This window comes from Agrobacterium tumefaciens str. B6 (genome assembly GCF_001541315.1).
Classification (GTDB): domain Bacteria; phylum Pseudomonadota; class Alphaproteobacteria; order Rhizobiales; family Rhizobiaceae; genus Agrobacterium; species Agrobacterium radiobacter.
In genome coordinates, this window is the sequence record NZ_LMVK01000045.1 from 319700 (window position 1) to 330982 (window position 11283).

The following is an 11283-nucleotide window of genomic DNA, read 5'->3' on the forward strand; positions in this document are numbered from 1 at the left end:
TCCAATGCGCAATAAAGGGGAGCATCATGGCGCTCGCACAATATCGTCTTGAAAATTCTTGGCATCCGCTCGCAGAGTCCGCATCCGGCGGCTTTACCTTCACTCTCGTCAATCTTTCCGGCGCACCGCTGAAGGATTTCCGTATCGTTTACACGTCGCTGACGCGGACGGTGGACAAGCCGGTGTGCGGCAATGCCGTTTACCTGCGCCGCAACGCCAATTTCCATGAATTTGCACCGCCGGCGGGCTTCGTGCTGGAGCCCGGCAAATCCTGGCGCTTCACCGTCGATGGCCTGCTGCGGCCCGCAAGGCATCGCACGGATGGCGCGAAATCCGCCTATGTCAGCCTTGCCGACGGAACGCATCGCGCTGTCGATGTCGGTGACCTGATGCTGGATGGGCGTCACAGCGAGCCGGCACCGGTGCTGCTTCCTGAAGGCAAGCTCGATCTGCCCTTTTCCATCCAGCCCTGGCCTGCCGAAATCGATGCGGAACCGGGCGAAGGCTTCCCCGTCGCGCTCTTCCCCACGGAAGATGCAGGCGCGGAAGAGGTGCTTGCGGTGGAAACCGTGCTTTCGTTGTTCCGCAGGCTTTTTGCCGTCGGGCACGTGCCCTTCAGCCTCGCGCCGGTTCATGAGGGAAAACCGCTTCGTTTCAAGCAGCATAGCGGTCTGGAAGCCGAAGGCTATCGCATCACCTTTTCGAAAGACGCGGTCGTTGTGGAATATTCGGCCGCTGCCGGTCTGCAATATGGCTTGACGGTTCTCGCGCAGCTGCTGCATGGCGCGCGCATCGATCCCAAGTTCCGTTTCCCTGTTGCCGGCACCATCAGCGATGCGCCGCGTTATAGCTGGCGCGGCTGCCATCTGGATGTCTCGCGGCAATTCTATCCGACTGATGATGTCGTGCGGCTGATCGATATTCTCGCATGGCTGCGCATGAACCGGTTCCACTGGCACCTGACGGATGATGAGGCGTGGCGTCTTGAAATCAAGGCCTATCCGCTGCTGACCACAGTCGGCGCGACACGCGGTCCGGATGCGCCACTTCTGCCGCAGCTCGGTAACGGGGCCGAACCGGTGTCCGGCTATTACACGCAGGATGAGGTGCGCATGGTCGTTGCGCATGCGGCCGCGTTGAATGTCGAAATCGTGCCGGAAGTCGATATTCCCGGCCACAGCACGGCGGCTCTTGTCGCCTATCCGGAACTGACGGATGGACAGGAGGCACCGGACAGCTATCGCTCTGTGCAGGGATATCCGAACAACGCGCTCAACCCGGCCATCGAGCCGACCTATGAATTCCTCGGTAAGATATTCGACGAGATGGTTGAGCTCTTTCCGTCGCGGCTGATCCATATTGGCGGCGACGAGGTTGCGGATGGGTCCTGGCTCGCCTCGCCGCTTGCCAAGGCGCTGATGGAAAAGGAGGGGCTGGATGGCACCTTCGGCATCCAGTCCTATTTCATGAAACGTATTCAGGGGATGTTGCACGAGCGCGGCCGCCAGCTTGCCGGCTGGGATGAGGTTTCCCATGGCGGTGGTGTCGATCCAGCCGGAACATTGCTGATGGCATGGCAGAAGCCGGAAGTCGGACTTGAGCTTGCGCGCCAGGGCTACGACGTGGTGATGACGCCGGGTCAGGCCTATTATCTGGACATGGTGCAGGATGAAGCCTGGCAGGAGCCGGGCGCAAGCTGGGCGGGCACCGTTCCGCCTTCGCATACTTATGCCTATGAAGCCGTCGGCGAATTTCCCGAGGGGTTGAAGGAGCGGATGAAGGGCGTTCAGGCCTGCATCTGGTCAGAACACTTCCTCAACCGTGCCTATTTCAACCATCTGGTTTTCCCAAGGCTGCCGGCCATTGCCGAGGCGGCGTGGACACCAAAAGCGCAGAAGGACTGGTTGCGGTTTTCCGCCATCGTCCCCTTGAGCCCGGTTTATTGAGGGGAAACCGACATGCGTATTGCCGTTGGTGGAATTCATACCGAATGCAGCACCTATTCGCCGGTCCTGATGGGGCAGGAAGATTTTCGTGTCTTTCGCGGCGTCGAACTGCTGGAGGCCGAGTATTTCAATTTCCTCGGTGAGGGCAGGGTGGACGTACTGCCGCTTCTGCATGCGCGGGCGGTGCCGGGCGGCCCTGTGTCGCGCGCGACCTATGACGCGTTCAAGCGGGAATTCCTCGAGCGTCTGAAGGCCGCGCTGCCGCTCGACGGGCTTTATCTCGCCATGCATGGAGCGATGAATGTCGAGGGTATGGATGATGCGGAAGGTGACTGGATTTCCAGCGCCCGCGCCGTGGTGGGACCGGATGTGATCGTTTCCGCGAGCTATGATCTGCATGGCAATGTCAGCCAGACGATCATCGATCAGCTCGACATATTTGCCGGCTACCGAACGGCGCCGCATATCGACGTGCGCGAGACGATGGTGCGGGCCTGGACGATGCTGCTGAAGGCCCTGAAGACCGGCGAAAAGCCCGGCGTGGCATGGGCGAAAATTCCGGTTCTGCTGCCAGGTGAGAAGACCTCCACAGAAGATGAGCCTGCCAAAAGCCTTTATGCGGTTCTGCCGGATCATGATGTGCGGCCCGGCATTTGGGATGCGAATTTCATGATCGGCTACGTCTGGGCGGACGAACCCCGTGCAACGGCCTGCGCCGTGGTGACGGGAACGGACAAAGCGGCTGCACAGGCGGTCGCGAGCGAGATCGCGCAATCCTACTGGAATGCCCGGCAGGACTTTCGTTTCGGCCCCGTGACCGAGCCGCTTGAGGCCATTGTGGATATTGCCGAAAACACCGCAACGCGACCGATCATCCTGGCCGACTCGGGAGACAATCCGACCGGTGGTGGGGTTGGCGATCGCGCCGATGTTCTGGCCGCACTGATTGCGCGCAACTGGCAGGGTGCTCTGCTGGGCGGCATCACCGACAGGCCGGCGGTCGAAGCCTGTTTTGCGGCCGGCGAAGGTGCAACACTTTCCCTGAAGATTGGCGGCAGTCTCGATCCGCAAAGCCCATCGGTCACTGTCGAAGCCGAGGTCCTGAAATTGGACGATTCTGGTGCTGCGGACCAGCGGCAGGCGGTGGTCGCCATCGGTGGCATCACGGTCATTCTGGCGGCACGACGCAGGCCTTATCACATGATTTCCGATTTCACCCGTCTCGGCTTCGATCCAAAGGGCGTGCGGCTGCTGGTCGTCAAGTCAGGTTATCTTTCGCCGGAACTTGCACCGATCGCCAATCCCAACCTCATGGCGCTGACGGAAGGGGTTATCAATCAGGATATCGAAAATCTTCCCAATCGCAGCCGGGATGGCGATTTCTACCCATGGAAGCCGCATTTCGACTATACCCCCAAACCCATCCTTTCGGCCCGCTGGCGATGACAGCGGTCCGGTAGCTTTTACCCAGCGATCCGGCGGTGCCGGATCATCTCAGGCGAATCTCCATGCCGTCGGCTCTTTCCATCGTCATCAACAATCCGTCGATCCGCATCGGGGCGCTCGCCATCCTGTTTTTCGGGTTTTCGAATGCGGCGACCGCCCCCTATCAGGCGGTCATCGGCATTCGCGAAATCGGGCTGAGCAACAGCGTCTATTCGCTGTTGATGCTGTTTGCCGCCGTCATCAATGTCAGCGCCAGCGTGTTGATGGGCATCGTCGCCGACAGGCTGGGCGAATATCGCAAGCCAATCCTCTATATCGCGCTCTTTGGCGTCAGCGGTTATCTGCTGGTTTATCTGGCCGGTAACGCCACTGCCTTCGTGGCTGCAAAGCTGGTGCTTCTGCCGATTTTCGGGGCGATGAATTCGCTGATCTTCGCGCATGTGCGTGCGGATGCGCGCAACCTTTCGACAGGTGAAATGATCGCGGTGAACTCGATCATGCGGGCAACCATCTCGCTTTCCTGGGTGCTGGTGCCCGGTATTGTCGGTGTTTTTCTGGTGAATTCCGGCAATATGCTGATGGCTTTTCTGTTTTCGGGCATCTGCGCGCTTGTCTGTTTTCTGCTCGTCGCCTTCTGCCTGCCGCGGGCCGCCACACCGGCATCGGCAAATACCGAAGCGCGGTTCGGCCTGCGCGCCTCGCTTGCGGAAATCGGGTCACGGCGGGTGCTGCTCCGGATCATCGCCATCGCGCTCATCTGCTCGATGCTGCATCTCAACGATTCCGTGCGCTCGCTTATCATAACCGGACAGGCCAAGGGCACGGTGGCGGATATCGGTATTGTTGCGGGTATCGTCGCTGCGCTGGAAATCGTCTTCATTCTCCTCTGGGGCTGGATCGAGAAGAAGGTTCCGCAAACGCTGACACTTGCGGCGGGAGCGGGGCTTTATGCCATCTATCTCATCCTGCAGGGGCTTGCTTCCGCGCCGTGGCATATTTACGCGCAGACGGTCATCAGTGCGCTGGGCGCTGCCGCGATCATCAGCATTCCCATTACCTACCTGCAGGAATTGATCGCGGACCGGCCGGGGCTCGGAAGCTCGCTGATTGCCGTCAATATCTTTCTCGGTGCTGGTCTGGGTGCGCTGATTTTTGCCGTTGGAACCCTGGTCTCCAGCTATTCGGGAACCTCCATATTGGGAGCAATCGTGGGGCTCGGCGGCGTTTATATGCTTTACGCGCTTGATGGAAAGGGCCGCCGCAGGTAACGGCCACCCAAATGAAAGAGGTTACGATGATTCTCGAGATTTGTGTGGACGATGTCGCCGGTCTGGAAGCGGCGGTCAGCGGCGGGGCCGATCGCATCGAGCTCTGTGCGGCGCTGTCGGGCGGCGGTGTGACGCCATCGGCGGGTTTCATGCAACGCGCGGCGTCCTGTGGGCTGCCGGTGAGCGTCATGATCAGGCCGCGCGCCGGTGATTTCGTGTTCACACGCGACGAAGCGGATGTCATGAAACGCGACATCGATGCGGCGCGTGCTGCAGGCCTTTCCGGCGTGGTGCTCGGCGCCTCGCGTGACGATGGTTCGCTCGATATCGTTCTGCTCGAGGAATTGCGCCGTCACGCGGACGGGCTGGATTTGACGCTGCACCGGGCCTTTGATGTCGTGCCTGATATGGAAGAGGCCCTGGAAGCTGCCATCACGTTGGGGTTTCCAAGAATTCTCACTTCCGGCGGCGCGCGTTCGGCGCTTGAGGGGATGGAGGCTCTGGCGCACCTATCCGAGATGGCGACAGGCCGGATCGTCATCATGCCCGGTGCCGGCGTGCGTCCGCAGAGCGTTCAGACATTGCTGGATCGCTTTCCGATCACGGAAATCCACGCATCCTGTTCCGCCGTTCCATCCTTTGATCCGGAAAGCAGGGTGGCGAAGCTCGGTTTCACCGGCGCAGGGCGCAAGGTTACAGATGAGGCGGCGGTTCGCGAGTTGAAGACGATCCTCACCGCTCATCATAAAGGCGGCGCAGCGCTCTAGCCGTTCCGGCCGCGCCATCGAGGTCGAGCGTGATCGTGCCGGGTGCTGGCAAGGCCAGTGCTGCCTTGATGGCATCGGCCATCGGTTGCGCCGAAATATCCTTCTCCTCCAGCACATGCGCCAGCCCCAGCCGCGCCAGTCGTTCGGCACGGGCGCTCTGTTCGGTTTCGCCCCCGGCCGCGAAGGGGATCAGAAGCGAGCGGCATTTTGCCTGAAGAATATCGCAGACGGTATTATAACCGGCCTGTGAAACCGAAAGCCGTGCCCCGGCGAGCAAACTTGCGAAATCCTTGCGGAAACGGAAGACGGACACATTCTCGGCCGCCTGCGCCGAGATCGCATCGAAATCCGCCTGCGGCATGTTCGGACCGGTTACGAGGCACCAGTTCTTGATGCCACCAAGCAGAGGGGCGGCCTCGATAGCAGCCCGTATGAGTGTTGCCCCTACGGCGCCGCCGCCTGCGGAAACCACGATGTCGAATTTCTCCTCCGGTTCCGGCGGCGGAAGGGGGGCGACGAGCCCGGTATAGACGATGCGCTGGCTGATTTCACCGGCGAGGGGAAAGGTGTCTTCCAGCCGGGCGAAATCCGGATCGCCATGGACGAGCACCGCATCGAAATGTTTCTTCACCAGCGACACGGTCTCTTCGTCCCGTCCCGGTTTGGTTTTTTCCTGAAGAATATCGCGCAGCGACGCCATGACGAGCGGGCGCGGTTCGCTGTCCTCAATCTCGTCCAGCAGCGGCAGCAATTCAAAACGCACCTGCCTGCGACCGAAAGGGAAAGCCTCGATGATAACGATATCGGGTTTGGCGCCGTGATAGGCCCCGATCAGCATATCGGTTCTAAGCCTCTTGAAGTCGTCATCCACCGGTTTGCCGGAACTGTCGACCAGGCCGGCAAAGTTGCCGTCGCTAACGGCGATGGGCGGCAATTCGACATGGCAGATGCCCTCGCCCGGAAAGCCCGGGACCGGAGTGCCGCCCGTCACCAGAACCACATCAAAACCGTCCGCCTGAAGGGCTTTGGCAATGCGGCTGGCGCGGGCGATATGGCCGATACCGAGAAGGTGCTGGACGTAAAAGAAGACGCAGGGGCGTTTTTCCGTATCGGTCATGGCGTTTTTTCCCACTCGGTCTCGAACAGGGCCGTCAGTTCGGCAATGCTGGTGCGATGGTCGAAGGCGGTGCGCACACGGTTTTCGGCTGCACTGCCAAGACGCTGGCGCAATTGCGGATCGGTGATGGCCATGCGTAGCGCCTCTGCGAAGGCGGCCGGATTTTCCGGTTCCGTCAATAGGCCGTTTTCACCACTGACGAAGAACTCCGGAATGCCTGATATGTTGGTGGAGATGCAGGTCAAAGCCTGGCTCGCAGCCTCGACCAGCACATTGGGAAGGCCGTCGCGGTCGCCATCGCTGGTGATGCGGCAGGCAAGGGCGAAGAGGTCTGCTTCCCGGTAGTTTTCCAATACCTGTTTCTGGTCCATCGCCCCGGTCCAGACGATCCTGTCGGCAATGCAGAGTTCGTCGGCAAGTTTCTTCAGTGCGGCCAGTTCATCGCCGCCGCCGATATGGGTGAAACGCCAATGGATATTCTGGGGAAGCGAGGCGAGCGCGCGCAGCAGAATATCGATGCCCTTTTTCTTGACGGCTCGGCCGACGCTTAAAATCCTGACAGGATCATCGGCGTTCGATCCGTCCCTTACCGGACGCGGTGTCTCGAAATGCGGGAAGCGGGTGAGATCGAGGCCATGATAGCTCAGATGCACATTCTTCCTGGCTCCGGAAAGTGTCTGCAGATGCTGAAAGCCTCCGGCGGTGCAGGTCACGGCCCAGCGGGCGCTTTGCAGCTTGGCGGCAAGGTCGCGGTCGTTCGAGGTCCAGATGTCCTTCGCGTGCGCCGAGATCGTCCAGGGCGTGCCTGTCATGAGATGGGTATAGGCGGCGACCGAGGCGGGCGTGTGGATGAAGTGGACATGTAGCCATTCCGCATCCGCAGGCCATTCATGTGAGAGCACGGCAGCCTGCCCGAAACGGCGGAAGCGGTTGCGGCTGAGATCATGCGGCAGGTCGCTGAAAAACTGGCGAAGCGCTTTGGTGAAGCCCGGCTTTTTGCGGCAGGCCCATAGCGCCCTCAGAACGCGCAGCGGTTCCTCGTGCAGATACTCCGGCAAATAGGTAACGGGCGCGCGGATTTCATCGTGAACCGGATGGCGCTTCTTGTCCGTGGGTCGGCGCATCGACATGAGTTCAAGCTTCAGGCCGGCCTTTTCCAGCCCGAGAAGCTCCTGAGCGATGAATGTCTCGGACAGGCGCGGATAGCCCTTGAGGAGCACCACGATTTTTTTTGTATCGGTCACGTTGCGCGTGTCTCTTTTGAAGTGATGTTTGTTGGGGAACCGGTCACGCGGTCAGCGTGATCGGCGCCTTGTCGCCCTCGGGCGGCAGCCATTCAGCGATCCGGCGCGAAATGTTTTCCAGACCATCCAGCTTCAGTCCGCGCGCATTGACGGAAGGGGGCGCGCGGTTTGGCAGGGCTTTTAGAGCCGCGGCCATTTTTGCGGGGTTCTCCGCATCCTCCGGCAGAAGCATGTCGAAAAGGCCAAGTTCCGAGGCGCGGCTGGCGCGGATAAGCTGCTCTTCGCGCGGCACGGTGCGCGGCACGACGAGGGCGGGTTTGTCGAAGGACAATATCTCGCAGACGGTGTTGTAACCGCCCATGGAGACGACGGCCTGCGCGCCGGCGACGAGATCTTCCATGCGATTGTCAAACTCGATGATCTCGATATGCGGAATATCGGCGACGCTGTTCATGAAGCGCTGACGCTGATCCGCCGGCATATAGGGGCCGAGCACCACCAGCGCCTTATGCGTCAGTTCGCTGTCATGGCGATAGGCGTTGATGACGTCATCGATCAATTCGCTGCCATCGCCGCCGCCGCCGGTAGTGACGAGAAGATAGTCGCCTTCCGGCCGGTGCGATACGGTTTCTGCCTGCGTCTTGGACCTTTGCAGGAAACCGACAAAATCCATCTTATCGCGAACGGTGTGCGGAACATCGAGCCCCGTCAGCGGATCATGGAAATCCGGCGGGCCATAGATCCAGACATGGTCATAGAACTGGCCGATCTTGGTCATGACATTGTTACGCTTCCACTCGGCTTCGAGCAGCTGCGGCGCATCCATGACATCGCGCAGGCCGATGACGAGCTTGGTGCCCTGTCCCTTGAGATAAGCGAGCGTTTCCTCCACCTCGCCGCGCAGGCCCATGGGTTCCTTGTCGACGATGAAGATATCCGGCTGGAAGCTTTCTGCGGTGTGATAGATGATGGAGCGGCGCATCTTCAGCGTTTCCTGAAGATCGATATGTCTGTCCATCGAGGTATATTCGCCGTTGCGCAGCTTGATGACGCTCGGGATTTTCACGAAATCGACACGGGCGCGATAATCGAAGGCGCCGGCAATCGTCGCACCTGAAATGATGAGGACGTTGAGGCCGCGATAATCCTCCACCAGAGCATGCGCAATCGTGCGACACCGCCGCAGATGGCCGAGGCCGAAGGAATCATGGCTGTACATGAGAATGCGCGCGTCGTTCAAACGGGAGCTCATGGGCCAGACCTCTTTTTGCCTTTCACGATGAAGGCGGCGTCGGAAGGGCAGTGTATCAAGACGTATTCCATTTTATTTGAAGGGGTCCGCAGCATCACGTAGTCCGTCACCGAAGAAATTAAAGGCCAGAATGACGAGAACGACCGGGATCGTCGGTATGAGAAGCCACGGATATAGCGCAATGACGCTGACGCTGCGCGCCTCCGTGAGCAGAATTCCCCAACTTGTGATCGGTGGTCTGAGACCAAGCCCGAGAAAGCTCAGTGCGGTCTCGCCCAGGATCATGCCTGGAATCGTCAATGTGGCAGAGGCGATCAGGTGTGACATGAAGCCGGGAATAAGGTGTCTGCCGATGATGCGCGGCGTGCCCGCGCCCATCAATTGTGCAGACAAAACATAGTCTTCTTCGCGAAGCGCCAGCAGTTTTGAGCGCACGGCGCGCGCCAGCCCCGTCCAGTCCAGCATGCCGAGAATGATGGTGATGCCGAGATAGACGAGGATAGGGCTCCAGGTCACCGGCATGATGGCTGCAAGCGCCAGCCACAGCGGAATGCTGGGGATGGATTGCAGCACCTCGATGATGCGCTGGACGATCAGGTCGAAGGTGCCGCCGCGATAACCCGCCAGACCACCGATCACAATGCCGAGAACGAAGCTCATGGCGACGCCGAGAAGGCCGATGGTCAGCGAAATACGGGCGCCATAGATGATACGGGAGAGTACGTCACGGCCGAGACGATCCGTGCCGAGCAGGAACATTTCACCGCCTTCGGCCGGGCAAACGAGATGGGTTCTGCCCTCGAACAGGCCCCAGAAGTGATAGGTATCGCCCTTGCAGAAGAAACGCAGCGGCTGGATATCCGTCGGCACGTCCCGATAGACCCGTCTCAGATTGTCCATGTCGAGCGTCATTTCCCGGCCGTAAACGAAGGGGCCGACAAATTTTCCGTCATTGAACAGGTGAATGGCCTGCGGTGGCGCGTAGATGTGCTCGATATTGCGGGTATGGAGGTTATAGGGCGCGAGGAATTCGCTGATCAGGATCGAAAGGTAAAGCACCACCAGAAAAGCGCCGGACCAGACCGCGATCTTGTGCTGACGGAACTGCCACCACATGAGACGCAGCTGCGAGGCCTTGCTGAAGGCCGCCATTCCTGACGTGTTGGGTTCGATCAGCGACGGGTCGAAGGGCGCGGTCGAGACATAGTGGGGCAGCGCTTCGCCGGGGTTCGGAATGGATGAAGTCATTTGACGTTACCACCTCCGAAGCGGATTCGCGGGTCGAGTATGGCAAGGGCGATATCCGACACCAGAACGCCGATCACCGTCAGGAAAGCAAGGAACATCAGGAACGAACCGGCCAGATACATGTCCTGGCTCTGCAGCGCTCTGATGAGCATGGGGCCGGTGGTTTCGAGCGACAGGACGACTGCGGTGATTTCCGCGCCTGATATGATCGCAGGCAGGATCGAGCCGATATCCGAGATGAAGAAATTCAGCGCCATGCGCAGCGGATATTTGGTCAGCACCTTGAAGGGATGAAGCCCCTTGGCCCGGGCCGTCACCACATACTGCTTCTGCAATTCGTCGAGCAGATTGGCGCGCAGGCGGCGTATCATGCCGGCCGTACCCGCTGTTCCGATGATGAGGACGGGAATCCAGATATGTTCGAGGATCGATTTGAGCTTCGCCCAGCTCATCGCCTGGCTCAGATATTCCCGGTCCATCAGGTGGCCGATGGAGATGCCGAACCAGATATTGGCGAAATACATCAGGATCAACGCCAGCATGAAATTGGGAATGGCGATGCCGAGCAGGCCGAGGAAGGTGAGCCCGTAGTCACCCCAGCTGTATTTGTGCGTGGCGGAATAGATGCCGATTGGAAAAGCGAGGATCCAGGTGACGATGATGGTGACGAAGGACACCAGAACCGTCAGCCACAGGCGGTCTCCAACCACATCGCTGACCGGCAGCTGATATTCGAAGGAATAACCGAAATCACCGACGAGCATGCCGGTCGCCCAGCGGAAATAGCGGATCGGTGCCGGTTGATCGAAGCCATAGCGGACGCGCAACTCCTCGATTTCGGCAAGGTTCGCCGTTTCGCCCATGGCACGCAGCTCTGCGACGTAGCTTTCGAAATAATCGCCCGGCGGTAGTTCGATGATGGTGAAGACCAGCATCGAGATCAGGATCAGCGTGGGGATCATGACGAGGATGCGCTTTAAAATATACCGCAGCAT

General features: G+C 59.8%; 9 protein-coding genes. 4 read left to right on the forward strand and 5 right to left on the reverse strand.

What is annotated here, in order from left to right:
• Positions 1-26 precede the first annotated feature (26 nt).
• The 4 genes from ASB65_RS22520 to ASB65_RS22535 all read left to right on the forward strand — a co-directional run bounded on the left by ASB65_RS22520 (position 27) and on the right by ASB65_RS22535 (position 5427).
• Entirely contained in the window at positions 27-1946 is a 1920-nt protein-coding gene (locus ASB65_RS22520) for a beta-N-acetylhexosaminidase (protein WP_060725426.1), read from the forward strand.
• A 12-nt stretch (positions 1947-1958) separates the two neighbouring features.
• Complete coding sequence (locus ASB65_RS22525; protein WP_060725427.1) at positions 1959-3392, forward strand: M81 family metallopeptidase; 1434 nt, start codon at positions 1959-1961, stop codon at positions 3390-3392.
• A gap of 62 nt (positions 3393-3454) precedes the next feature.
• Positions 3455-4660: an MFS transporter gene (locus ASB65_RS22530; protein WP_060725428.1), complete on the forward strand. Its 1206-nt coding sequence runs from the start codon at positions 3455-3457 to the stop codon at positions 4658-4660.
• 26 nt (positions 4661-4686) lie between these two features.
• On the forward strand, positions 4687-5427 hold the full coding sequence (locus ASB65_RS22535) for a copper homeostasis protein CutC (protein ID WP_060725474.1): 741 nt from the start codon (positions 4687-4689) through the stop codon (positions 5425-5427).
• Here ASB65_RS22535 and ASB65_RS22540 read toward each other — a convergent pair.
• The 5 genes from ASB65_RS22540 to ASB65_RS22560 form a co-directional block, all read right to left on the reverse strand.
• A complete protein-coding gene (locus tag ASB65_RS22540) occupies positions 5393-6544 on the reverse strand; it encodes a glycosyltransferase family protein (RefSeq protein ID WP_060725429.1) in 1152 nt (383 codons plus the stop codon). The two genes, ASB65_RS22535 and ASB65_RS22540, sit on opposite strands and share 35 nt — an antisense overlap.
• A complete protein-coding gene (locus ASB65_RS22545; RefSeq protein WP_060725430.1) occupies positions 6541-7788 on the reverse strand; it encodes a glycosyltransferase in 1248 nt (415 codons plus the stop codon). Before ASB65_RS22545 ends, ASB65_RS22540 begins: the two co-directional genes overlap by 4 nt.
• Positions 7789-7831: 43 nt before the next feature.
• Positions 7832-9040 carry a glycosyltransferase family protein gene (locus ASB65_RS22550; protein ID WP_003504889.1) on the reverse strand — a complete coding sequence of 403 codons (1209 nt, stop codon included), beginning with the start codon at positions 9038-9040 and terminating at the stop codon, positions 7832-7834.
• 72 nt (positions 9041-9112) lie between these two features.
• Positions 9113-10288: an ABC transporter permease gene (locus tag ASB65_RS22555; RefSeq protein WP_003504888.1), complete on the reverse strand. Its 1176-nt coding sequence runs from the start codon at positions 10286-10288 to the stop codon at positions 9113-9115.
• Positions 10285-11283, reverse strand: coding sequence for an ABC transporter permease (locus tag ASB65_RS22560; protein WP_003504887.1), 999 nt, complete (start codon positions 11281-11283; stop codon positions 10285-10287). The genes ASB65_RS22555 and ASB65_RS22560 overlap by 4 nt, the downstream gene beginning before the upstream one ends.

Excerpts from the sequence above, each read along its gene's own strand:
- ASB65_RS22550 (WP_003504889.1), bottom strand. The coding sequence starts at position 9,040 with ATGAGCTCCCGTTTGAACGACGCGCGCATTCTCATGTACAGCCATGAT.
- ASB65_RS22535 (WP_060725474.1), top strand. The coding sequence starts at position 4,687 with ATGATTCTCGAGATTTGTGTGGACGATGTCGCCGGTCTGGAAGCGGCG.
- ASB65_RS22540 (WP_060725429.1), bottom strand. The coding sequence starts at position 6,544 with ATGACCGATACGGAAAAACGCCCCTGCGTCTTCTTTTACGTCCAGCAC.
- ASB65_RS22520 (WP_060725426.1), top strand. The coding sequence starts at position 27 with ATGGCGCTCGCACAATATCGTCTTGAAAATTCTTGGCATCCGCTCGCA.
- ASB65_RS22555 (WP_003504888.1), bottom strand. The coding sequence starts at position 10,288 with ATGACTTCATCCATTCCGAACCCCGGCGAAGCGCTGCCCCACTATGTC.
- ASB65_RS22530 (WP_060725428.1), top strand. The coding sequence starts at position 3,455 with ATGCCGTCGGCTCTTTCCATCGTCATCAACAATCCGTCGATCCGCATC.
- ASB65_RS22525 (WP_060725427.1), top strand. The coding sequence starts at position 1,959 with ATGCGTATTGCCGTTGGTGGAATTCATACCGAATGCAGCACCTATTCG.
- ASB65_RS22560 (WP_003504887.1), bottom strand. The coding sequence starts at position 11,283 with ATGCTGCGGTATATTTTAAAGCGCATCCTCGTCATGATCCCCACGCTG.